Genomic DNA, 22,935 nt, shown 5'->3' with positions numbered 1-22,935 from the left:
CAACCATGTGGCTGAACTGGCGCCATCGCGAGCAAGCTCGCTCCCACATTGGGACAGCGTCATGTCTGAGCCTTGCGCATGCAGCTAAGACCCGGCCATCCTCCAGAGTTCCTCAGACCATCCCCAAAACCTTCAACACAAACGCATATTCGAGTGCTACGTCACGCAATCCCTGGTAACGACCGCTCATGCCGCCATGGCCGGCGCCCAGTTCGGTCTTGAGCAGCAGGGGATTGTCATCGGTCTTGGTGGCCCGTAGCTTCGCGACCCACTTGGCCGCTTCCCAATACTGCACGCGGCTGTCGTTGTAGCCGGCGATCACCAGCATGGCCGGGTACGCCTGGGCGCGGACGTTTTCGTACGGGGCGTAGGCCCTGATCCGATCATAGACGTCCGGCTCCTCGGGATTACCCCATTCGTCGTATTCGGTCACGGTCAACGGCAGCTCGGGGTCGAGCATGGTGTTGAGCACATCGACGAACGGCACTTCTGCGATCGCGACCTTGAACAGTTCCGGGCGCTGGTTGAGCACCGCGCCAATCAACAACCCGCCGGCACTGCCGCCGCTGATCGCCAACTGGTCGGCGGTGGTCAAGCCTTTGGCGATCAAGTGCTCGGCGCAGGCAATGAAGTCGCTGAAAGTGTTGTGCTTGTGCTCTTGCTTACCGGCGCGATACCAGGCTTCACCCAGTTCACCGCCACCACGCACATGGGCGATGGCAAACGCCACGCCGCGGTCCAGCAGGCTCAGCCGCGAATGGGAAAACCACGGGTCGAGGCTTTCGCCATAGGCGCCGTAGCCGTACAGGTACAGCGGCACGGGTTTGCCGAGGGATTCTCGCTTGACCACCAGGCTGATGGGCACCTGCGTGCCGTCCGGCGCGCTGGCCCAGAGTCGTTGGCTGACATAGGCATCGGCATCGAACGGACCCAGCACCGGGGTTTGCTTGAGCACGACCTGATCGCCGCTGGCCAAGTCCAATTGGCGGATCTGCGCCGGGCGATTCAGTGCCTCGTAGCGCAGGCGGATGCGCTCACTGACAAACTCCAGGCTGTTCTGTACGTGTAGGCTGTAGGCCGCGTCTGGCAATTGCACCCGATATTTCGGCACACCTTGTGGGTGAACTTCGATGATCGGCAGGCCGCCTTCGCGCAGGCTCAAGGTCATGGCCGTGGCGTTCAGGCTCAGGCCGTCGATCATCACCGTGTCGCTGTGGGGGATCAGGTTTTGCCAGTCAGCCTCGATCGGCGCCTCACCTGTGTCGGCCGCCTGGTACAACGCGAAGTTGATGCCGTCGCGGTTGCTGCGGATGAACCAGGTCCATTCGCCGTCGAGCAAGCCGTGATCGACGTCGTATTCATGGTCCTCTACCCGTGGCGCCACGCAGGTAAACGGCTGCTGCGGTTGCGTCGCGTCGAGCACCCAGACTTCGCTGGTGGTCTTGCTGCCCAGGGACAGGATCAGTTGGCGCTCCGAGCTTGAACGGTAGCAATGCAGGAAAAAACGCCCGTCCGGCTCGTGGAACACCTCTTCGGCGGCGGTGCCGTCCAAGCGATAGCGGAACAGCTTATGGGGGCGATGGGTCTCGTCCAGTTCGCCAAAGAACAGCGTCAGGCTGTCGTTGGCCCAGGTCATGCTGCCATCGCAGTTTTCGAAGGACAGTTCGCTGACCTTGTCGTTGGACAGTTCCTTGACGAACAGCGTGTAGATCTCATCGCCCGTGGTGTCCAGGCTGTAGGCCAGGCGCTGGTGATCCGGGCTGATGCTGAACGCGCCCAGGGCAAAGAACCCACCGCCGGCCAGGGCGTTCGGGTCCAGCAGCAGCTGTTCACGGCTTTCATCGACGGTCAGGCTGTCATCGGCCGGACGCGGGCAGCGGTAGTGGCGCGGATATTCGTCGCCGGCCGTGGTGCGGGTGTAATACAAATAGGGCCCCCAGGGTGAGGGCAAGGACAGGTCGGTCTCGAGGATCCGCCCTTTGATTTCCTGGAACAGCGTTTCGCGCAGTTCGGTCTGGTCGGCGAGCACTGCTTCCTGATAGCTGTTTTCAGCCTTGAGGTATTCGAGCACGGCATCGGTGTCGCGCTCCTGCAGCCAGGCATACGGGTCGACGCCGGGGTCCTTGCGGGCAATCGGGGCATCGCAAATTTGGGCAGATAGGGGCATGGAAAAACTCTCGAGCGTGATACGAAAAGGGACAAGTGGCCTGCTGGGTCGGTTCGGTCGCCGAGCTGGAAATTTGACCGCATCAGTCTGCTGCAGAAGCCGGGGCAGCCTGACGAGCGAAAAGCCGTTACTATAAGCGCCTCTTTGCCTGCCTTGCCATGGACACCATGACCGAGAACGACTATCTGATTGCCTGGGGCTTGTACGCCTTTGCCGCCCTGGGCTGCCTCCTGGTTTGGATGCGCATGACCCGCTTCATGTGGCGCTGGTTGCGCGAGCCGCTGCGGCTGCTGATGGCGGTGCTGCTGTTCAGCCCCACTATCGTGGACCCGGTGAAGGAAAAATTTGCCCCGGCGCTGGCCATCGCCGCCCTGGACGTGTTGTTCAAGGTTGGTAACAACGTCTGGCGCGCGGCGTCCGATCTGCTCATGTACGGCATGATCGCCTTCGGCCTTTATCTGATTTTCGTGCTGATCCGCTTCCCCATCGAGCGCGCTGCCAACGCTCGCAGGGAGCGGGCGGCCGCCGCGAAAGCCGCCGCCGCTGCGGAGCCTGATGACGAGCCACCGTTCGGTGTGGCCGGTGACGACCGTTACGGTCGGCCACCCGTGCCGAGCAATCCCCAGCGTTCGCGAATCGAACCACGCCTGTAGCCGGGCTGCCCAATCAATCGAGGGTCCGAGCATGTGTGAGTTATTGGGCATGAGCGCCAATGTGCCGACCGACATCGTGTTCAGCTTCACCGGGCTGATGCAGCGGGGCGGCAAGACCGGGCCGCACCGTGACGGCTGGGGCATCGCGTTCTATGAAGGCCGTGGCCTGCGCCTGTTCCAGGACCCGGCCGCGAGCAGCGAGTCGGAAGTGGCGAACCTGGTGCAGCGTTATCCGATCAAGAGCGAAGTGGTCATCGGGCACATCCGCCAGGCCAACGTCGGCAAGGTCTGCCTGTCCAATACACACCCGTTCGTGCGCGAATTGTGGGGCCGCAACTGGTGTTTCGCCCACAACGGCCAACTCGCCGATTTCCAGCCGGGCGTGAGCTTCTACCGCCCGGTGGGCGATACCGACAGCGAAGCGGCGTTCTGTGATTTGCTCAACCGTGTGCGCCAGGCCTTTCCCGAGCCAGTGGAAGTGGAGCAATTGTTGCCTTCGTTGATCGCCGCTTGCAGCGAATACCGTAGCAAGGGTGTTTTCAATTGCCTGCTCAGCGATGGCGACTGGCTGTTCTGCTATTGCTCGACCAAACTGGCCCAGATCACCCGGCGCGCGCCGTTTGGCCCGGCGCGGCTCAAGGATGTCGACGTCATCGTGGATTTCCAGGCTGAAACCACCCCCAACGATGTGGTCACCGTGATCGCCACCGAACCCTTGACCGAAAACGAAACCTGGACCCGCTACGAACCGGGTCAATGGAGCCTGTGGCGACGCGGTGAATGCGTCAGCCATGGCCGCACCGAATAAGGACGTCACGTTATGTTGCTCAGTTATCTACGGCTGGTGTTGTTCGCGGTGGGCCTGCTGGTCGGGGTCCAGGTGCCGGGCTTCATCAATGATTACGCCAAGCGGGTCGAGGCGCACCTGATCGAGGCGCAAACCGGCCTGCAAGGTTTCCAGGGCACCGCCAATCAATTCTTCAAGGGTGACATGCAGGCCCTGGTGGCCCATTACCGCGCCAGCGAAGATCCGATCTTTCGCAGCGACGCCGACAGCCTGAACACCTTGCTCGTGCGCCAGCAGGCCTTGGACAAGCAGTTTCAGGCGATGCAAGGCCCGTGGTACATCCGCTTGTTGCAGGTGGCGCTGGCGGCCGATCCGGATATTCGCAAGGAAACCTGGAACGGCTACAGCTACCAGATCCTGCTGACTCCCGAAGCGATGATCTGGGGCATCAGCGGCGCGATGTTGCTGTCGTTCGGCCTGGAATGCCTGTTCCGCCTGATCGACTGGGTGGTGCTGGGCGGCAAGCGCTTGCGCCAGAGCCGGCCGATCGAAGAGCGTGACCTGCGCGGGCTCTGACTCGATGGTTCAGTGAGCTTCCTGTGGCGAGGGAGCTTGCTCCCGCTGGGCTGCGGAGCGGCCCCAACAAGGCCACCTCCTGTATCAAGCAGGACTACCAAATGGGGCCGCTTCGCAGCCCAGCGGGGATAAATCCCCTCGCCACAACTGTGTTTATTCAGTTCTGGCAGTGTCATTTCCTGCGCTCTCTGCCCACCCAATCAAATTTTTCTTATGACCCGGCCAAGGTTTTATTCGTTGGACGCGATCAGCTGCGCGCTCAAGAATCGGGGCAACGGTCTCCACGTCTGCGTCGTCGAGACTCACAACAATAAAACCGTGGAGAACCACCATGAGTGCACCCGACACGCTCGGCGTCCCCCAACCCCAGGCCCGTTCCGGTCCGTTCGATTGGTACCGCAACATCAACCAGCAGGAACGTCGCACCTTCTGGAGCTGCAAGATCGGTTACGCCCTGGACGGCATGGACACGCAAATGCTCAGCTTCGTGGTGCCGACCCTGATTGCGATGTGGGGTATCACCACCGGACAGGCCGGGTTGATCCACACCAGCACCCTGATCGCCTCGGCCCTGGGCGGCTGGGTCGCCGGCATTCTCTCGGACCGCATCGGTCGGGTGCGCACGTTGCAACTGACGGTGCTGTGGTTCGCCTTCTTTACCTTCCTGTGCGGCTTTGCCCAGAACTATGAACAGCTGCTGATCGCCCGCACCTTGATGGGCTTCGGTTTCGGCGGCGAATGGACCGCTGGCGCGGTGTTGATGGGCGAGGTGATCCGTGCCAAGGACCGCGGCAAGGCGGTGGGCATGGTGCAGTCGGGCTGGGCGCTGGGCTGGGGCATGACGGCGATTCTGTATGCGCTGCTGTTCTCGGTGTTGCCACCGGAAGACGCCTGGCGTGCCTTGTTCATCCTGGGCATCGTGCCGGCCGTGTTCGTGATTTTCGTTCGCCGGTTGGTCAAGGATCCGGAAGTCTACAACCAGACCAAGGCCCGCCTGACGCCAGAAAATCCGGCGAAGTTCTACGAGATCTTTGCCCCCGGCATCCTCTTCACCACCCTTCGTGCTTCGCTGCTGACCACCGGCGCCCTGGGCGGCTACTACGCCATCACGTCCTGGTTGCCGACCTTCCTCAAGAACGAGCGTGGCCTGAGCGTCCTGAGTACCGGTGGCTACCTGGCGATGGTCATCGTCGGTTCTTACGTGGGTTACGTGATCAGCGCGTACTTGAGCGACATCCTCGGTCGCAAGAAAAACTTCGTCCTGTTCGCCGTGGGTTCGTTCACCATCGTATTGCTGTACACCCAAGTGCCGGTGAGCAACAACGTGATGCTTTGGCTGGGCTTTCCCCTGGGCTTCTTCGCCTCGGGGATGTTCAGCGGCATGGGCTCGTTCCTCACCGAACTGTTTCCGACCCGCATCCGGGGTTCAGGGCAGGGGTTCTGCTACAACATCGGCCGGGCAGTGGCGGCGTTGTTCCCGTTGTTGATCGGTATCCTGAGCCAGAAGGTGCCGTTGAGTGTCGGCATCGGGGCGTTCGCGGCGGTGTCCTACGGCGTGGTGATCCTGGCGGCCCTGAGCCTGCCGGAAACCCAAGGCAAGCAGTTGGAAGCCGAGTAACTGATAACCTGTGGGATGCAAATCCCACGGTCAAAGAAGAAAGAGCCTACAGGAGCGTTCACCGTGAACCGCCTGCTATTGAATTGCGATATCGGCGAAAGCTTCGGCAGCTGGACCATGGGTCTGGACGCCGAGGTGATGCCCTTCATCGATTGCGCCAACATCGCCTGCGGCTTCCATGCCGGCGACCCGAGCATCATGCGCAAGACCGTCAGCCTGGCCCTGAGCCACGGCGTGCGGATCGGCGCGCACCCGGCCTATCAGGACCTGGCGGGCTTCGGCCGACGTTCCATGGCCTATGGCGCCCAGGAACTGCAGGATCTGCTGCATTATCAGATCGGCGCCCTCGACGGCATCTGCCGTGCCCAGGGTGGGCGCGTCAGCTACGTCAAGCCCCACGGCGCAATGTACAACGACATGATGGCCAACCCGGCGCAACTGCGCGCCGTGATCCAGGCCGTCGCCGCCTATGACCGCCAATTGCCGCTGATGCTGATGGCGACCCGTGACAACGGCGCCGCCCAGGCCCTGGGCGACGAGTACGGCGTGACCCTGTGGTTCGAAGCGTTTGCCGACCGGGCCTACGATAACGCCGGCCGCCTGGTCTCGCGGCAAGCGCCGGGCGCGGTGCATCACGATCCCGAAACCATCATTGGGCAGGCCCTGACGATCGCTCGCGGCGACGCGTTGACTGCCAACGACGGCAGCGCCTTGCACCTGAAGGCCAACACCTTGTGCGTGCACGGCGACAACGCCAGTTCGGTGGCCGCCGTGCAACGCATCCGCGAAGCCTTGGACCGGCAGAGCGCGCCATGAAACCACATGTGGAAGTGGTGGCGGTGGATTGCCTGATGGTGCGCCTGTTCGACGAAATCGCCGAGGCCAACATGCCGTGGATGCTCGCTGCCAGCGAGCGCCTGCGCCAGGTTTTCGCCGACGATCTGATCGATCTCGTGCCGTCCTATACGACCTTGATGGTGCATTACGATTTGCTTGCCCTGACGCCGGCCCAGGCGCGCGATTTGGTCGCAGAAGCGCTGAATAATCTTTCCCCTGATGCCCGGTCTGCTGGCCGATGCCATGTGCTGCCGGTGTGGTACGACCCCAGCGTCGGACCCGAGTTGGGTTTGCTGGCGAGTCGCAGCGGGCTGACGGTGGAGCAGGTGATCCGTCGTCACAGCGAGCGCGAATACCAGGTGTTTGCCCTGGGTTTTGCGCCAGGTTTCGCCTTCATGGGATTGGTGGACGAAGCACTGGCCGCACCGCGCCTCGACACCCCGCGCAAGCGCGTGGCGGCGGGCAGCGTTGGCATTGCCGAGCGCCAGACTGCGGCGTATCCGGTGGTGTCGCCTGGCGGCTGGAACCTGATCGGGCGATCCCCGGCCAAACTGTTCGATCGCGAGCGCGACGGCTACAGCCTGATGCAGCCCGGTGACACGGTGCGTTTCGCCGCCGTCGATCACGCTGAATTCATCGCCCTGGGCGGTGACGACACACCGCTGGAGGCCCAGGCATGAGCCGTTTGTTGATTGAGGCCAGCACCCCGCTGTGCCTGTTGCAGGACGCCGGCCGGTTCGGCGTGAGGCACCTGGGCGTGACCCAGGGCGGCGCGGCGGACTGGCTGTCGATGAGCTGGGCCAATTGGATGCTCGGCAATGCGCCGGACGCGGCGGTGGTGGAGATCACCCTTGGCGGCTTCACGGTGTTGGCCGAAGACGATTGCGTGCTGGCGTTGGCCGGGGCGGACCTGGGCGCGCGCATTGACGGCCAGGGCGTGGCGTCGTGGCGCTTCTTCAGTTTGCGCAAAGGCCAAGTGTTGGCGCTCACTCAGCCCGTGCTTGGCGCCCGGGCCTACCTGGCGGCGCCTGGCGGGTTCGACGCACCGCAAGTCCTGGGCAGTCGCTCGACGGTTGTACGTGAAGAGCTCGGCGGTCTGGATGGGCGAGGGCGAGCGCTGGGTCGCGGTGAGCGCTTGAGCTATTCGGGCCCGGCGACGCCGCGCCCAATGCCGTACACGCGGATTCCGGATTTCCAGCAGGTGCAGCCGCTGGACCTGATCCTCGGCGCGCAGAACGGTGCGTTCAGCGGGCGTAGCCTGTTTGATGCGTTCAATACCGATTGGACGCTGGACAGTCGCGCCGACCGCATGGGCATGCGGTTGTTGGGCGCGGCGCTGGAATACCAGGGGCCGGCGATGATTTCCGAAGGCATTCCGCTGGGCGCCGTGCAGGTGCCGCCGGACGGCCAGCCGATCGTGCTGCTCAACGATCGGCAAACCATCGGCGGTTATCCGCGCCTGGGCGCCTTGACCCCGCTGTCCCTGGCCCGGCTGGCGCAATGCCTGCCCGGGACGCAGGTGCGGTTGCGGCCGGTGGTGCAGGCGGTTGCGCATCGGCAGCAGGTTGAGTATTTGCAGGTGTTTTTGAAAGGCTAGAAGCATCGTCGGATCGCCGCCCGGAGCAAGCTCGCTCCCACAAGGGATCTCAGGTGTGACGAAGATCTCTGTGGGAGCGAGCTTGCTCGCGATGAGGCCTGTACAGGCAACCAAAAATCCTACTTGGAAAGAAACCGCATCCCTTCCTCCAACCCCCGCAACGTCAGCGGGTACATCCGGTCTTCCACCAACTCGCGCACGATGTTGGTCGAGGCGGTATAGCCCCAGGTGTCCTTGGGGTACGGGTTGATCCAGATGAGCTTCTTGTATTTCTCCATGAAGCGCTGCATCCACACGTAACCGGCTTCTTCATTCCAGTGCTCGACGCTGCCGCCGGCCTGGGTGATTTCATAGGGCGCCATGGCCGCGTCACCAATGAAGATGACTTTGTAGTCGGCGCCGTATTTGTGCAGCAGATCCTGGGTCGAGGTGCGCTCCGAGGTGCGGCGCAGGTTGTTCTTCCACACCGATTCATAGACGAAGTTGTGGAAGTAAAAGTACTCCAGATGCTTGAACTCGGTCTTGCAGGCCGAGAACAGTTCTTCGCAGATTTTCACGTGGGCATCCATCGAGCCCCCGATGTCGAACAGCAGCAGCAACTTCACGGTGTTGCGGCGCTCCGGGCGCATCTGGATATTCAGCAGGCCGGCGTCCCGGGCGGTGTGGTCGATGGTGCCGTCGATGTCCAGTTCTTCGGCCGCGCCCTGGCGAGCGAACTTACGCAGGCGGCGCAGGGCGATCTTGATGTTGCGAGTGCCCAACTCCACTTGATCGTCGAGGTTCTTGTACTCGCGCTGGTCCCAGACCTTGACGGCCTTGCCCTGGCGCTTGCCAGCGTCGCCGACCCGAATGCCTTCCGGGTTGAAGCCGCCAGAGCCGAACGGGCTGGTACCGCCAGTGCCGATCCACTTGTTACCACCGGCATGGCGTTCCTTCTGTTCTTCCAGGCGTTTCTTGAATTCTTCGATCAGCTTGTCCAGGCCGCCCAGGGATTGGATCTGCGCCCGTTCCTCGTCGGTCAGCGAGCGCTCGAATTCCTTGCGCAACCAGTCTTCGGGAATCAGCGCCTGGAGGTGATCGTCGAGTTTTTCCAGGCCGTTGAAGTACGCGGCGAACGCCCGGTCGAACTTGTCGAAATGCCGTTCATCCTTCACCAGGATCGCCCGGGACAGGTAATAGAACTCGTCCATGTCGGCGAAGATCACCCGCTGTTTCAGCGCGTTGATCAGGTCCAGCAGTTCGCGCACCGACACGGGCACCTTGGCGGCGCGCATCTCATTGAACAGGTTAAGCAGCATGGCAATCGCCCTCGCTCTTGTTGGACGAAGAGGATCAGCGCGTGCCGCGACGGCTCATGAACGCCAGGCGCTCAAGCAATTGCACGTCCTGTTCGTTCTTGACCAGGGCGCCGGCCAGCGGCGGAATCGCCTTGGTCGGATCGCGCTCGCGCAGCACTGCTTCGCCGATATTGTCGGCCATCAGCAGCTTGAGCCAGTCAACCAGTTCGGAGGTGGAAGGTTTTTTCTTCAGGCCTGGCACCTTGCGCACGTCGAAGAACACGTCCAGCGCTTCGCTGACCAGGTCCTTCTTGATGTCCGGGTAGTGCACATCGACGATTTTCTGCAGGGTGACGCGGTCGGGGAAGGCGATGTAGTGGAAGAAACAGCGGCGCAGGAAGGCGTCCGGCAGTTCCTTTTCGTTGTTGGAGGTAATGATGATGATCGGGCGCTGCTTGGCCTTGATGGTTTCGTCGGTCTCGTAGACATAGAACTCCATCTTGTCGAGTTCTTGCAGCAGGTCGTTGGGGAATTCGATGTCGGCCTTGTCGATCTCATCGATCAGCAGGATCACCCGCTCCTCGGACTCGAAGGCTTCCCAGAGCTTGCCCTTCTTCAAGTAATTGCGCACGTCATGGACCTTGTCCACGCCCAACTGGGAATCGCGCAGGCGGCTGACCGCGTCGTACTCGTACAAACCTTGGTGGGCCTTGGTGGTGGACTTGATGTGCCAGGTGATCAAGCGCGCGCCGAAGGACTCCGCCAATTGTTCGGCCAGCATGGTCTTGCCGGTGCCCGGCTCGCCCTTGACCAGCAACGGTCGCTCCAGGGTGATGGCGGCGTTGACGGCCAGTTTCAGGTCATCGGTGGCCACGTAGGCGCTGGTGCCTTCGAACTTCATCTGCAATTCCTCGAACGGTGTCGCCGGCCCGGCGAGGCGGGGCGCGCGAAATAAATGTCGTGCCCGACTATACCGCGAGGCCCCGCCGACTGTGAACGCAGACGCTGTATTCAGTCTCTGAATGGGGCGTCACATGTTGACTCAGTCTCGGCGGCTTGCCAGTATTGCATATCGCCAATTTGGCGATATGTTAAGGCCCAAGTTTTGTTAAAGGCGAAGAGCTGTTGTGGCGAGGGAGCTTGCTCCCGCTCGAGTGCGCAGCGCTCGCAGGCTTTTAGGGCCGCTTCGCAGCCCAGCGGGAGCAAGTGCGTAACACGAAAGTCATGTTTTGGTCGCTGGACTGGGTAAGGTCCCATCAGGCGCAATTGCTGGAGGAATGGCAACGATGCTACCCATGAAAAGGCCGCGGTTATTGGCCGTGCAGCCTTCATTACCGTTCAGTCTCGAGTTGACGTTTATCGACGGCCAGCGATTGACGCTGGATTTGACCGCCGACGTGCAACGTTACCCTGGCCTGAAACCCTTGCTGGAAAAGGGTGCGTTTGCGGGTGCAGCCCTTGGCGATGATGGCTGGAGCGTGGAATGGCCCGATCTGGATATCCAGATCGGCGCTGATACCTTGTATTTCGATGCGCTGGCGCAGAATGCCGTGGATGAAAACACTCGCATTTTCATCGACTGGCGCGCCCGCACCGGTTTGCCACTGAACAAGGCGGCCGAAGCGCTGGGCGTGAGCGCCCGTAGCATCAGTCGCTACAGCAGCGGTCGGGAGGCTGTGCCGCGATCGCTTGCCCTGGCGTGCCTGGGCTGGGACTCGCTGCAAAGCGGAGCGGGCCGAGCAGTGGCTGAGCAAAAAGGTCGCTATCGCGTAACGCCCAAAACTTAATCCTTCGAAGGTGGCGGTTGCTCGTAGCGGGCATTGAAGGCCTGGACGAAACCGTTGCGCAAAATCTGCAGGAAAGCTTCGAAGGCGCTGATGTCCTGTTGATGCACATTGCCACTGAGCTCGACCCGGGTGGCAAACTGGTTCTTGCGCTGGTTTTTCAGAGCGGTTTCGCTTGTGCCGACCAAGGCTTCCCAGACCGAGCGGAAGATGTTTTTGTTCTGGTTCTCCACGTCTTGCTGCCAGTCGAATACGTCCACGTCACGCAGCAGTGGCTTGATGTAGCCGCTGAGCCGGGCGTTGTCGGCTTCGGCCTCGATCACCAGGTCGCCGTGGCCGGCGTTGAAGTCGAATTTTCCATAGGCCGCGGCGAAATCGTTCAGGCGCTTGAGCTCGATGTTGGTGGCGCGCAAGCGGAAGTCGAAGTCCTCGAAGTTGCTCAAGGGGTCGAAGGTCGCCTGGACTTCCAATGGTGCGTGTTCCGCCACCAGGGCCTTGCCTTCGAAACGGGCGTCGCGCTTGCCTTCGGTGTCCACGACGTTGGTCAGGTTATAAAAGCTGGCGTTGACGTTGGTGGCCCGCAGGTTCACCGGCGGCTTGGAGTTGAAGTTGCGAAAGGTGAGCTTGCCGTCATTGATACGCACCTCGTTGAGTGTGATGGGCATCAGCTTGCTCAGTTGTTCTCGCCAATTGGTGCCCCGGCCTGTCTGGGAATTCTCGCGGTTGGCCCCGCCGTCGACGAAGTTGACTTCCGGATGGGCGAACTCCACTTCGGCGACGACCGCATGGTCATACCACAGCGAGTGCCAGCTTACGGACAAGTCGACCAATGGAGCATCGACGAACGGCACCGGGACCTTGCCGTCGACCTTGGTGATCTTCAGGCCATTGATCCGATAGGCGCCGCGCCAGAGGGCCAGATCGACGTCCGTGACTTGGCCGTGGTAATCGCCCATGTTGGCCAGTTTGTCGTTCAGGTAATCGCGCACCAAATAAGGCAAGGCGAAATGCACGGCCACCAGCAACGCAACGATGGCGACGAATGTCCACAGTGGCCAGCTGTATCGACGCTTCATAAGAGTAGTCTCCGTTGTTAATGCCATTGACTGTTGCAACAACGGGAACGTTCGGTGCAACTGGACGGCCTTCGGCAACAGGCTTACCTTTAAACGCTAAATTTTCTCTGTATTAAGGACCCGGCCATGAGTCGTATATACGCTGACAACGCCCATTCCATTGGCAATACGCCATTGGTGCAGATCAATCGCATCGCCCCGCGCGGCGTGACCATCCTGGCGAAAATCGAAGGGCGTAACCCGGGTTACTCGGTCAAATGCCGGATCGGCGCGAACATGATCTGGGACGCGGAAAGCTCCGGCAAACTCAAGCCCGGCATGACCATTGTCGAGCCGACCTCAGGCAATACCGGCATCGGCCTGGCGTTCGTGGCCGCCGCCCGTGGCTACAAGCTGACGCTGACCATGCCCGCCTCGATGAGTATCGAGCGGCGCAAAGTGCTCAAGGCCCTGGGCGCGGAGCTGGTGCTCACCGAACCGGCCAAGGGCATGAAAGGCGCCATCGAGAAAGCCGCCGAGATCATGGCCAGCGACCCGTCGAAATATTTCATGCCGCAGCAGTTCGATAATCCCGCGAACCCGGCGATCCACGAAAAAACCACCGGCCCGGAAATCTGGAACGACACCGATGGCGCGGTAGACGTGCTGGTCGCTGGGGTAGGCACCGGCGGAACCATTACGGGGGTTTCGCGGTATATCAAGAACACCTGTGGCAAGCCGATCCTTTCGGTGGCGGTGGAGCCCGAGGCTTCGCCGGTAATCACCCAGGCACTGGCGGGACAGGAGATCAAGCCCAGCCCCCACAAGATCCAGGGGATCGGCGCAGGTTTCGTACCGAAGAACCTCGATCTGTCGATCGTGGACCAGGTCGAGCGGGTCACGGATGACGAATCCAAGGCCATGGCCCTGCGCTTGATGCAGGAAGAAGGCATCCTTTGCGGCATTTCCTGCGGCGCGGCCATGGTCGTGGCGGCGCGCCTGGCGGAGAAGCCGGAAATGCAGGGCAAGACCATCGTCGTGATCCTGCCGGATTCGGGCGAACGGTACCTGTCGAGCATGCTGTTCAGCGATTTGTTTACCGAGCAGGAGATTCAGCAGTAACCACAGGCAGGGAGTGGCGAGGGGTTTTCTGTGGCGAGGGGATTTATCCCCGCTGGGCTGCGAGCAGCCCCCATTGCGATCAATTGCAGGATCTGTTTGGCCTTGTTGGGGTCGCTTCGCGACCCAGCGGGGATAAATCCCCTCGCCACAAATAGGTTTAGTTGCTCTGAAGATTGATTTGGTGTCAGCCAAGGTTCAGGCGACGCATGTTAACAAGGGCTTTGTTGCGTAATCCTCAACAGTGAATGTTGCGCCCGGCGATGTTTAACCGGCAAAGGGACGTTTAACATGGCCGGCCGCCGCGTCGGGCTGATGACGTTGCGTAAATGGTTCCAGACAAGGAGTTAAAAAGAATGACCGTTTCGTTTGTCGCGAAGGCCTCGGTGCTGCTGCTTTTCCTGGGCAGTACGCTGTATGTGCACTTGCGTGGCAAGGCGCGTTTGCCGGTGCTGCGCCAGTTCGTCAACCATTCGGCATTGTTCGCCCCTTACAACGCCTTGATGTACCTGTTTTCCGGCGTGCCCTCCAAGCCTTACCTCGATCGCAGCAAGTTCCCCGAACTGGACGTGCTCAAGGAGAACTGGCAAGTGATCCGCGACGAAGCGATGCATCTGTTCGACGAGGGTTACATTCGCGCCGCTGAGAAAGACAACGATGCCGGCTTTGGCTCGTTCTTCAAGAAGGGCTGGAAGCGCTTCTACCTCAAGTGGTACGACAAACCGCTGCCGTCTGCCGAGTTGCTGTGCCCCCGGACCGTCGAGCTGGTCAGCCAGATCCCCAATGTGCGAGGCGCGATGTTTGCCTTGTTGCCGGGGGGCAGTCACCTGAACCCCCATCGCGATCCCTTCGCCGGGTCCCTGCGTTACCACCTGGGGCTGTCCACACCCAATTCCGATGATTGCCGGATCTTCGTCGACGGGCAGATCTACGCCTGGCGCGACGGTGAAGACGTGATGTTCGATGAAACCTATGTGCATTGGGTCAAGAATGAAACATCGCAGACGCGTGTGATTCTGTTCTGCGATGTCGAACGGCCGTTGAGCAACCGGTTGATGACCCGGCTCAACCGCGCCATCAGCGCCTTCCTCGGGCGGGCCACCGCACCGCAGAACCTTGATGACGAACGTGTCGGCGGTATCAACCGGGCCTATGCCTGGAGCAAGTCGTTCAGCGACGGCATCAGCGGCAAGGTCAAGCAATTCAAGCGCAAGCACCCCAAGGCCTATCGGGTCATGCGTCCCGTCCTGGCCGTAGCCGTATTCACGGCGCTGGGCTACTGGTTGTTTGTCTAGATATTGCGTTACACATAGAGCGCTGGTTATAGTCGGCGCTCGGTTTTCGGACCCATCCCCCAAGAGATCGGCTCATGCCTGCATCCCCTTTCACCGCGGTCGTGGTTCCAGCGTTCAACGCTGGCGTCGTGCCGTGCGGGAATCGGTCGCCTGAGCAGATCGGTCAATACCCTCCACCTGTCAGTCGCTCACCGGTATACGCCTGCGTATCACCGCCGGGTGTTGGTGTTCAGGGCTGATCGGCAACGGTTGCCGTTCCCTGTGCCCGCCTGAAAAAACGACTGGATTTCAGCTTCGGCTGAGTTGGCTTCTTGCCTGACTACAGGTGGTATTCATGTTTTTCCTTTCCAAAAACGCCTTATTGGCGACGGCTTCCACGAGCCTGTTCGTTCTGCTGTGGAGCAGCGGGGCGATCTTTTCCAAACTGGGCTTGGCCCACGCGTCACCTTTCGCCTTCCTGCTGATCCGTTTTGCTATCGCACTGTGTGCGTTGGTGCTGTTGATACCCATGTTGAAGTTCAAGTTGCCCAGGTCCGGCAAGCCGATGTGGTACGCGGCGGCGACCGGCCTGGTGTTATTGGGCGCCTACCAGATTTTCTATCTGTTGGCGCTGCAACTGAACGTCACCCCTGGGGTGATGGCGACGCTGATGGGCGTGCAGCCGATCCTTACCGTGGTGCTCATGGAGCGCCAGCGTTCCTGGCAGAGGATGTTCGGCCTGGCGCTGGGATTGGTGGGCTTGATCATGGTGGTGTACCAAGGCATCGGCCTGGCCGGCATGTCACTGGCGGGCATGCTGTGCGGGTTGTTGGCGCTGGTGAGCATGACGGCGGGGTCCATCATGCAGAAGCGCATCACCGATAATCCGCTGGGCACGCTGCCGGTGCAGTACCTGGCCGGGCTCGTTTTGTGCGCGGTGTTCGTTCCGTTCCAACCCTTCCACTTCGAGCACAGCGCGGGTTTCATCGTGCCGGTGTTGTGGATGGGGCTGGTGGTGTCGGTGCTGGCGACGTTGTTGCTGTACCGGTTGATCGCCCGGGGCAACCTGGTCAACGTCACCAGTCTTTTCTACCTGGTGCCGGCGGTGACGGCGATCATGGACTACCTGGTGTTCGGCAACCGGTTGGCGTTGTTGAGCTTGCTGGGGATGGCGTTGATCATTGTCGGGTTGGTGTTTGTGTTTCGTAAGAGCCGATAGCTAACTCGTTGGCAGTACCACCGCTATCGCGAGCGAGCTCGCTCCCACAAAGGGCTGCGCATAATCCTGTGGGAGCGAGCTTGCTCGCGATGGCTTATCCAGATACACCAATGGACTACCGGCTAGGCACCCCAGGCTTCAACACCAACCACAACGCCGCCGCAATCAACACCCCGCCATACACATGCGCCATGCCCAGCGGCTCATCCAGCAGCAACGCGCCCCACAACACCCCGAACGGTGGGATCAGAAAGGTCGTGGTCATGGACTTGACCGGGCCGATGGAGCTCAGCAGCCGGAAATAAAGAATATAGGCAAATGCCGTACACACCAGGCCCAGGCCCAGCAGTGACAGCCAGACGCTCCAGCCACCCCAACTGGCCGGCGGCTGGGTGACTACGCTGTAGCCAAACAGCGGCAACAGGAAGAGCGTGGCGCCGAACATGCTGCCCAGGGCGGACAGGCGGCTGTCCAGCCCGCCTTGATGATCGAGCCAGCGCCGGGTGAGGAAACCGGCAAAGCCGTAGCAGGTGGTTGCGAGCAGGCAGGCGAGGGCGCCCATCAGCAGTTGCAGGTCGAACGCCACCGGGCCGGCCCGGGTCAGGATCGCGACGCCCATCAGGCCGAGAAAGACCCCGCTGACCTTCGCCGCCGTGAGTGGCTCACGAAAAAACAACCCACCGATCAGCACACCCATCAGCGGTGTCGTCGCGTTGAAGATTGCCGAATAACCGGCCGGCAATACTTGTGCTGCCAGGGAGTAGAACGTCGCCGGAATACCCGAGTTGATCAAGCCCAGTACCATCACGGCTTTCAGCTTGCCGCGAAAATTCCAGTCGACGCGCATCAGCGCGAGGATGCCCAGCAGGCCGACGAAGGCAATGGAAACGCGGAAGAAGGCCGTAGGAATCGTGCCAAGGACCGGGGCGATGATGCGCATGAATAAAAAGCTCGCGCCCCAGATGGCGGCCAGTGACAGCAAACGCAGGATATCGACGAGGTTCACGAATGTGTCCTTCCTTGATCGGGCCGCAAGTGTCGCCCCGCCAAACACCGATGGCAATGGTTGCGTTGCCGAGCAATTGACCTCTAAGCTCAATCGCCAATAACAAGCATGACCCGCCGAGGTTTACCCTATGCCGCAGCCATGGCCCGCCACCGATATCGCCCGTTCGATCCTCGACGGCTTCGACGATTATCGCGAGCATTTCCGGCAGATCACCGATGGCGCCCGCGCCCGGTTCGAGCAGGCCCGATGGCTGGAGGCGCAGGCGGCATCGGCGGCGCGCATCAATCTGTATGAAGAAAAAGTCTTCGAAACCGTCGCCAGGTTGCGCAACGCCTTCGCTGCCGAAACCTTGATGGACGTCGGTTGCTGGCCACTGGTGAAAAGTGCCTACATCAGCCTCATCGACCTGCGCTTTGACGACGAATTGTCGGAGACCTGGTACAACTCGATCTTCTGCGGCCTGTTCAGTCATGACCTGATCAGCGACGGCACCATGTTCATCCACACGACGCGGCCAAGCCTGCGCCGTGCCCGCGCGGCCCAGACCCGTAGCTACAAGCCCCAGGGGCAACTGGACAAGATGCTGGTGGCGATCTTCGCCGATTATCGCTTCAGCGAGGATTACGCCGACCTGCCTGGCGACCTGCAACGCCTCGAAAGCCAACTGCGCGAGAACCTGCCGGACTGGGTCTGCAAGGACCCGGAACTGACGGTCGAACTGTTTTCCTCGGTGCTCTATCGCAACAAGGGCGCTTACCTGGTGGGCCGCATCTACACCCGCGACGACCAATGGCCGCTGGTGATCCCGCTGCTGCACCGCGAAGGTCGCGGTATCCAGATCGACGCGCTGATCACCGACGAGGCGCAGGTGTCGATCATCTTCTCGTTCACCCGTTCGTACTTCATGGTCGACGTGCCGGTGCCGGCGGAATTCATCGGTTTTCTCAAGCGCATCCTGCCGGGCAAGCACATCGCCGAGTTGTACACCTCGATTGGTTTCTACAAGCACGGCAAGTCGGAGTTCTACCGCGCCTTGATCAACCATCTGGCGAACACCGACGACCAATTCATCATGGCTCCGGGCGTGCGCGGCATGGTCATGAGCGTGTTTACCCTGCCGGGCTTCAACACGGTGTTCAAGATCATCAAGGACCGTTTCTCACCGTCGAAAAACGTCGACCGGGCCACGGTCATCGAGAAGTACCGACTGGTGAAAAGCGTCGACCGGGTCGGGCGCATGGCCGACACCCAGGAGTTCGCCGATTTTCGCTTCCCCCTAAGCAAGTTCGAGCCGGCCTGCCTGGAGGAACTGCTGGAAGTGGCGCCGTCCACGGTCTCGGTAGAAGGCGACACCGTGCTGATTCGCCACTGCTGGACCGAACGCCGGATGACGCCCCTGAACCTCTATCTGGAAAATGCCAATGAAGCCCAGGTGCGCGAGGCGCTGGAAGATTATGGCCTGGCGATCAAACAGCTGGCGGCGGCCAATATCTTCCCCGGCGACATGCTGCTCAAGAACTTCGGCGTGACCCGCCACGGCCGCGTGGTGTTCTACGACTACGATGAAATCTGCTTCCTCACCGAAGCCAATTTCCGCCATATCCCCCAGCCGCGCACGCCGGAAGACGAGATGGCGTCCGAGCCCTGGTATTCCATCGGCCCGCTGGATGTCTTCCCGGAAGAATTCCCGCCGTTCCTGTTCGCCGATGCCGGCCAGCGCAAGCTCTTCGATCAACTGCACGGCGAGCTGTACAACGCTGACTACTGGAAAGGCCTGCAAGAGGCGATCCGGGCGGGGAAGGTGATCGATGTGTTCCCGTATCGGCGCAAGGACCCGGACAGCGAGTAACCTCCAGGCAAACGCGTCTCCCTTGCCACAACAGCATTCCTTGACGCAGATCCCCTGTGGGAGCGAGCAAGCTCGCTCCCACAGGGTGTGGCTGTTTCTGTGTTCGGCGCAATAGCCGCAAATCTGCGACAATCGCCCCCTCGCTCAAACCGACGACCCCTGCGTACCTGATGACCGACCAAGCCCCTACAATCGACAAACTGCTGAAAAACCTCGATCACGCCATGCTCGCCGACCGGCACCGGTTGCGGCGGCAGTTGCTCGAGCTGCGCAAGAAACCCGACGAAGCCAAGCTGGCCCAGTGGGTGACGCGCATGCAGGCGTCGTGCGACCAGGTGCTGGCGCGCAAGGCGAGCGTGCCGTCGATACGCTACGACGACAACTTGCCGATCGCCGCCAAGCGCGACGAAATCAAGGAGGCGTTGCTCAAGCATCAGGTGTTGATCATTGCCGGCGAAACCGGCTCGGGCAAAACCACGCAGTTGCCGAAGATCTGCCTGGAAATCGGCCGCGGCCAGCAGGGCTTGATCGGCCACACCCAGCCGCGCCGCATCGCGGCCCGCAGCGTGGCGAGCCGGGTCGCCGATGAGCTGGCCACGCCGTTGGGCGCGCTGGTGGGTTATCAGGTGCGGTTCGAGGACCAGAGCGACGCCAACACCCTGATCAAGCTGATGACCGACGGTATCCTGCTGGCCGAAACCCAGAACGACCGTTACCTCGAACGCTACGACACGATCATCGTCGACGAAGCCCACGAGCGCAGCCTGAACATCGACTTCCTGCTCGGCTACCTCAAGACCCTGCTGCCGCGTCGTCCGGACCTGAAAGTCATCATCACCTCGGCGACCATCGACCTGGAGCGCTTCTCCAAGCATTTCGATGACGCGCCAATCGTTGAAGTCTCGGGCCGCACCTTCCCGGTGGAAACCTGGTATCGCCCGCTGACGCTGGAGCAGGACGAGGAGGGCAACCGGGTCGAGGACGACTTGACCGTCGACCAGGCGATCCTCGCCACCCTCGACGAAATCGCCGCCTACGAGCGCAGCGAACGGCGCAGCCCCGGCGATGTGCTGGTGTTTTTGCCGGGCGAGCGGGAGATTCGCGACGCCGCGGAGATGCTGCGCAAGGCCCAGCTCAAGCACACCGAAATCCTGCCGCTGTATGCGCGCCTGTCGCCCGCCGAACAACAACGGATCTTCCAGTCCCACCCGGGCCGTCGCGTGGTGCTGGCGACCAACGTCGCCGAGACCTCGCTGACCGTGCCGGGCATCCGCTACGTGATCGACAGCGGCACCGCGCGCATCAGCCGCTACAGCTATCGCGCCAAGGTCCAGCGCCTGCCCATCGAAGCCATTTCCCAGGCCAGCGCCAACCAGCGCAAGGGCCGCTGCGGGCGGGTCGAGCCGGGGATTTGCGTGCGCCTGTACAGCGAGGAAGATTTCCTCAGCCGTCCCGAGTTCACCGATCCGGAAATCCTGCGCACCAACCTGGCGGCGGTGATCCTGCAGATGCTGCACCTGCGCCTCGGCGAAATCACCGATTTCCCGTTCATCGAGCCGCCGGACGGCAAGGCTATCAGCGACGGTTTCAACCTGCTGCAAGAACTCTCGGCGGTGGACCGCAACAGCCAGTTGACGCCGTTGGGTCGGCAATTGGCGCGCCTGCCGGTGGACCCACGCATGGGCCGCATGTTGTTGGAAGCGGCGAAATTGGGCAGCCTCCAGGAAGTGCTGATCGTTGCCAGCGCCATGTCGATCCAGGACCCGCGCGAGCGTCCGCCCGAGCGCCAACAGGCCGCCGACCAGGCCCACGCCCAATGGAAGGACGCGGATTCGGACTTTGCCGGGCTGGTCAATCTGTGGCGCGGTTTTGAAGAGCAGCGCCAGGCCTTGACCGCCAGCCCGCTGCGCAACTGGTGCCGCAAGAACTTCCTGAATTATCTGCGCCTGCGCGAATGGCGCGATTCCCATCGCCAGTTGAGCCTGATCTGCCGCGACATGCAGCTGAGCCTCAACAAGGACCCGGCCGACTACCCGAAACTGCACAAGGCCGTACTGTCGGGCCTGTTGAGCCAGATCGGCCAGAAGACCGAAGACGGCGATTACCTCGGTGCTCGCCAGCGGCGCTTCTGGGTCCACCCCTCGTCGGGCCTGGGCAAGAAACGTCCGCAGTGGCTGATGACCGCCGAGCTGGTGGAAACCACCAAGTTGTACGCACGCATGGTGGCGAAGATCGAGCCGGACTGGATCGAACCGCTGGCCGGGCACCTGATCAAGAAAAACCACTTCGAGCCCCATTGGGAGAAGAAGCGCGGGCAAGTGGTGGCCTATGAGCAAATCACCTTGTTCGGCCTCATCGTCGTCGGTCGCAGGCCGGTGCACTACGGGCCGGTGGATCCGGTGGTGTCCCGTGAGTTGTTCATCCGCGAGGCGCTGGTACGCGGCGAGATCCAGTCGAAGGCCAAGTGCCTGAGCGCCAACACGCGCTTGCTGGAACAACTCGACGAGCTCGAAGCCAAGGCCCGTCGCCGTGACATCCTCGCGGACGAGGAAACCCTGTTTGCCTTCTACGATGCGCGCCTGCCCGCCGAGATCCACCAGACCGCGACGTTCGATAGCTGGTACCGGATCAACAGCCAGAAAGACCCGCAGCTGCTGATCATGCGTGAGGAAGACGTGCTGGCCCGCGAGGCGAGCGAGGTGACGGCCAACCAGTACCCCGACACCTTGCGTGTCGGCGACCTGACCTTGCCGTTGAGCTATCACTTCGAACCCAACCATCCCCGCGACGGTGTGACCTTGCGGGTGCCGGCGCCGCTGCTGCCGATGCTCCCGCCGGAGCGTCTGGACTGGCTGGTGCCGGGGATGATCGAAGCCAAATGCATCGCCCTGGTGCGCAACCTGCCCAAGGCCTTGCGCAAGAACTTCGTGCCGGTGCCGGATTTCGTCAAGGCGGCGCTGCAGCGCATTACGTTTGCCGAGGGCTCGTTGCCACAGTCGTTGGGGCGTGAGCTGCTGCGCATGACCGGCGCGCGGGTCAGTGACGAAGCCTGGGCCGAAGCGACGCAGCAGGTTGAAAGCCATCTGCGCATGAACCTTGAAATCGTCGATGGCCAGGGCAAGTTTCTCGGCGAAGGGCGAGACCTGGCCGAACTGACCGCGCGGTTTGCCGAAGCCAGCCAGGCCGCGTTGGCCGTGCCGCAAACGGCCAAGAGCCAGGAACCGGTGGAAGCGAAAGTCTTCGCGCCGGTGGCCGAGAAAACCCAGCAGAAGATTGCCGGATTGTCGATGACGGTCTACCCGGCGTTGGTGGAAGAGGGCGGGGTGGTCAAGGAAGGACGCTTCCCGACCCCGGCCGAAGCCGAGTTCCAGCATCGTCGCGCGTTGCAGCGCTTGCTCATGCAGCAATTGGCCGAAACGGCGAAGTTTCTCCGAGGCAAACTGCCCGGGTTGACGGAGTTGGCCTTGTTGTACCGCGAGCTTGGGCGCGTGGACGGTCTGGTGGAAGACATCCTGTTGGCCAGCCTCGACAGTTGCATCCTCGAAGGCGAGCCGAGCCTGCCCCGTGACGGTGCCGCGCTGGCGGCCCTGGCCGAACGCAAGCGCGGCGGCTGGACCGAGCACGCTGAACGCCTGGCGAAGCTGACCCTGGACATCCTCAAAATCTGGCACGGCTTGCAGAAACGCTTCAAGGGCAAGATCGACCTCGCCCAGGCCGTGGCGCTGAATGACATCAAGCAGCAGCTTAGCCACCTGGTGTATCCGGGTTTCGTGCGGGAAACCCCGCACCAATGGCTCAAGGAGCTGCCGCGCTACCTCAAGGCCATCGAGCAACGCTTCGAGAAGCTGGGCAGCCAGGTGCAGAAGGACCGAGTCTGGAGCGGCGAGCTGTCCAACCTCTGGGCGCAATACCAGGCCCGCGCCAGCAAACACGCCCAGGAAGGCAAGCGCGACCCGCAATTGGAGCTGTACCGTTGGTGGCTTGAGGAATACCGCGTGTCGCTGTTTGCCCAGCAATTGGGGACCAAGGTGCCGATCTCCGACAAGCGTCTGGGCAAGCAGTGGGGGTTGGTGGAGGGTTGATGCCACACACCATCAACTTTCTGTGAAGCCCT

At 61.7% G+C, this 22,935-nt stretch carries 18 protein-coding genes; 13 read left to right on the top strand and 5 right to left on the bottom strand.

The features are described from left to right. Nucleotides 1-112: 112 nt before the first annotated feature. Complete coding sequence (locus JMN22_RS15995; protein ID WP_198797159.1) at nt 113-2,167, bottom strand: S9 family peptidase; 2,055 nt, start codon at nt 2,165-2,167, stop codon at nt 113-115. 158 nt (nt 2,168-2,325) lie between these two features. On the opposite strand from JMN22_RS15995, the gene JMN22_RS15990 reads away from it, so the two are divergent. The 7 genes from JMN22_RS15990 to JMN22_RS15960 all read left to right on the top strand — a co-directional run bounded on the left by JMN22_RS15990 (nt 2,326) and on the right by JMN22_RS15960 (nt 8,235). Next, on the top strand, nt 2,326-2,820 hold the full coding sequence (locus JMN22_RS15990; RefSeq protein ID WP_030141182.1) for a hypothetical protein: 495 nt from the start codon (nt 2,326-2,328) through the stop codon (nt 2,818-2,820). Nucleotides 2,821-2,851: 31 nt separating this feature from the next. Continuing rightward, the gene (locus tag JMN22_RS15985; RefSeq protein WP_030141181.1) at nt 2,852-3,628 is read left to right on the top strand and encodes a class II glutamine amidotransferase; all 777 of its coding nucleotides are present in this window, start codon (nt 2,852-2,854) and stop codon (nt 3,626-3,628) included. Between the two features lie 12 nt (nt 3,629-3,640). Next, entirely contained in the window at nt 3,641-4,183 is a 543-nt protein-coding gene (locus tag JMN22_RS15980; protein WP_003184238.1) for a DUF2937 family protein, read from the top strand. Between the two features lie 331 nt (nt 4,184-4,514). After that, nucleotides 4,515-5,801, top strand: coding sequence for an MFS transporter (locus JMN22_RS15975; protein ID WP_198797160.1), 1,287 nt, complete (start codon nt 4,515-4,517; stop codon nt 5,799-5,801). 63 nt (nt 5,802-5,864) lie between these two features. Continuing rightward, nucleotides 5,865-6,617, top strand: coding sequence for a 5-oxoprolinase subunit PxpA (locus JMN22_RS15970; RefSeq protein ID WP_030141179.1), 753 nt, complete (start codon nt 5,865-5,867; stop codon nt 6,615-6,617). Continuing rightward, on the top strand, nt 6,614-7,318 hold the full coding sequence (gene pxpB / locus JMN22_RS15965; RefSeq protein WP_198797161.1) for a 5-oxoprolinase subunit PxpB: 705 nt from the start codon (nt 6,614-6,616) through the stop codon (nt 7,316-7,318). The genes JMN22_RS15970 and pxpB overlap by 4 nt, the downstream gene beginning before the upstream one ends. Continuing rightward, nucleotides 7,315-8,235, top strand: a complete 921-nt coding sequence (locus JMN22_RS15960; RefSeq protein ID WP_198797162.1) for a biotin-dependent carboxyltransferase family protein — start codon at nt 7,315-7,317, stop codon at nt 8,233-8,235. Before pxpB ends, JMN22_RS15960 begins: the two co-directional genes overlap by 4 nt. A 119-nt stretch (nt 8,236-8,354) precedes the next feature. Here the strand turns inward: JMN22_RS15960 and JMN22_RS15955 are convergent, their stop codons facing one another. After that, nucleotides 8,355-9,533: a vWA domain-containing protein gene (locus JMN22_RS15955; RefSeq protein WP_003198888.1), complete on the bottom strand. Its 1,179-nt coding sequence runs from the start codon at nt 9,531-9,533 to the stop codon at nt 8,355-8,357. 34 nt (nt 9,534-9,567) lie between these two features. After that, nucleotides 9,568-10,413 (bottom strand): AAA family ATPase, encoded by an 846-nt coding sequence (locus tag JMN22_RS15950; RefSeq protein ID WP_003184225.1) that lies wholly within the window; start codon nt 10,411-10,413, stop codon nt 9,568-9,570. Between the two features lie 385 nt (nt 10,414-10,798). Between JMN22_RS15950 and JMN22_RS15945 the strand changes: the two genes are divergently transcribed. Further along, nucleotides 10,799-11,299: a DUF2442 domain-containing protein gene (locus tag JMN22_RS15945; protein ID WP_030141175.1), complete on the top strand. Its 501-nt coding sequence runs from the start codon at nt 10,799-10,801 to the stop codon at nt 11,297-11,299. Here the strand turns inward: JMN22_RS15945 and JMN22_RS15940 are convergent. After that, nucleotides 11,296-12,372, bottom strand: a complete 1,077-nt coding sequence (locus JMN22_RS15940; RefSeq protein ID WP_198797163.1) for a DUF748 domain-containing protein — start codon at nt 12,370-12,372, stop codon at nt 11,296-11,298. The two genes, JMN22_RS15945 and JMN22_RS15940, sit on opposite strands and share 4 nt — an antisense overlap. A 126-nt stretch (nt 12,373-12,498) precedes the next feature. On the opposite strand from JMN22_RS15940, the gene cysK reads away from it, so the two are divergent. The 3 genes from cysK to JMN22_RS15925 all read left to right on the top strand — a co-directional run bounded on the left by cysK (nt 12,499) and on the right by JMN22_RS15925 (nt 15,963). Next, nucleotides 12,499-13,473: a cysteine synthase A gene (cysK, locus tag JMN22_RS15935; RefSeq protein WP_030141173.1), complete on the top strand. Its 975-nt coding sequence runs from the start codon at nt 12,499-12,501 to the stop codon at nt 13,471-13,473. A gap of 353 nt (nt 13,474-13,826) precedes the next feature. After that, on the top strand, nt 13,827-14,765 hold the full coding sequence (locus JMN22_RS15930) for an aspartyl/asparaginyl beta-hydroxylase domain-containing protein (protein ID WP_198797164.1): 939 nt from the start codon (nt 13,827-13,829) through the stop codon (nt 14,763-14,765). 334 nt (nt 14,766-15,099) lie between these two features. Next, the gene (locus JMN22_RS15925; protein WP_198797165.1) at nt 15,100-15,963 is read left to right on the top strand and encodes a DMT family transporter; all 864 of its coding nucleotides are present in this window, start codon (nt 15,100-15,102) and stop codon (nt 15,961-15,963) included. Nucleotides 15,964-16,078: 115 nt separating this feature from the next. Here JMN22_RS15925 and JMN22_RS15920 read toward each other — a convergent pair whose 3' ends face one another. Continuing rightward, nucleotides 16,079-16,969, bottom strand: coding sequence for an EamA family transporter (locus JMN22_RS15920; protein ID WP_198797166.1), 891 nt, complete (start codon nt 16,967-16,969; stop codon nt 16,079-16,081). Nucleotides 16,970-17,099: 130 nt separating this feature from the next. Here JMN22_RS15920 and aceK point away from each other — a divergent pair, with 130 nt between their 5' ends. Continuing rightward, on the top strand, nt 17,100-18,821 hold the full coding sequence (gene aceK / locus JMN22_RS15915; RefSeq protein ID WP_198797167.1) for a bifunctional isocitrate dehydrogenase kinase/phosphatase: 1,722 nt from the start codon (nt 17,100-17,102) through the stop codon (nt 18,819-18,821). Between the two features lie 170 nt (nt 18,822-18,991). After that, entirely contained in the window at nt 18,992-22,903 is a 3,912-nt protein-coding gene (gene hrpA / locus JMN22_RS15910; RefSeq protein ID WP_198797168.1) for an ATP-dependent RNA helicase HrpA, read from the top strand. Nucleotides 22,904-22,935 lie beyond the last annotated feature (32 nt).

The organism is Pseudomonas sp. HB05 (assembly GCF_016756915.1).
GTDB classification, from domain to species: domain Bacteria; phylum Pseudomonadota; class Gammaproteobacteria; order Pseudomonadales; family Pseudomonadaceae; genus Aquipseudomonas; species Aquipseudomonas alvandae.
Note: the sequence above shows the minus strand (reverse complement) of the source record. Positions and strands in the feature narration are given on the sequence as shown.

Coding starts and splice junctions, on each gene's coding strand:
- JMN22_RS15925 (WP_198797165.1), top strand. CDS start 15,100: ATGTTTTTCCTTTCCAAAAACGCCTTATTGGCGACGGCTTCCACGAGC.
- JMN22_RS15955 (WP_003198888.1), bottom strand. CDS start 9,533: ATGCTGCTTAACCTGTTCAATGAGATGCGCGCCGCCAAGGTGCCCGTG.
- JMN22_RS15980 (WP_003184238.1), top strand. CDS start 3,641: ATGTTGCTCAGTTATCTACGGCTGGTGTTGTTCGCGGTGGGCCTGCTG.
- JMN22_RS15960 (WP_198797162.1), top strand. CDS start 7,315: ATGAGCCGTTTGTTGATTGAGGCCAGCACCCCGCTGTGCCTGTTGCAG.
- JMN22_RS15950 (WP_003184225.1), bottom strand. CDS start 10,413: ATGAAGTTCGAAGGCACCAGCGCCTACGTGGCCACCGATGACCTGAAA.
- JMN22_RS15985 (WP_030141181.1), top strand. CDS start 2,852: ATGTGTGAGTTATTGGGCATGAGCGCCAATGTGCCGACCGACATCGTG.
- JMN22_RS15990 (WP_030141182.1), top strand. CDS start 2,326: ATGGACACCATGACCGAGAACGACTATCTGATTGCCTGGGGCTTGTAC.
- hrpA (WP_198797168.1), top strand. CDS start 18,992: ATGACCGACCAAGCCCCTACAATCGACAAACTGCTGAAAAACCTCGAT.
- JMN22_RS15995 (WP_198797159.1), bottom strand. CDS start 2,167: ATGCCCCTATCTGCCCAAATTTGCGATGCCCCGATTGCCCGCAAGGAC.
- JMN22_RS15975 (WP_198797160.1), top strand. CDS start 4,515: ATGAGTGCACCCGACACGCTCGGCGTCCCCCAACCCCAGGCCCGTTCC.
- cysK (WP_030141173.1), top strand. CDS start 12,499: ATGAGTCGTATATACGCTGACAACGCCCATTCCATTGGCAATACGCCA.
- aceK (WP_198797167.1), top strand. CDS start 17,100: ATGCCGCAGCCATGGCCCGCCACCGATATCGCCCGTTCGATCCTCGAC.
- JMN22_RS15945 (WP_030141175.1), top strand. CDS start 10,799: ATGCTACCCATGAAAAGGCCGCGGTTATTGGCCGTGCAGCCTTCATTA.
- JMN22_RS15930 (WP_198797164.1), top strand. CDS start 13,827: ATGACCGTTTCGTTTGTCGCGAAGGCCTCGGTGCTGCTGCTTTTCCTG.
- JMN22_RS15940 (WP_198797163.1), bottom strand. CDS start 12,372: ATGAAGCGTCGATACAGCTGGCCACTGTGGACATTCGTCGCCATCGTT.
- pxpB (WP_198797161.1), top strand. CDS start 6,614: ATGAAACCACATGTGGAAGTGGTGGCGGTGGATTGCCTGATGGTGCGC.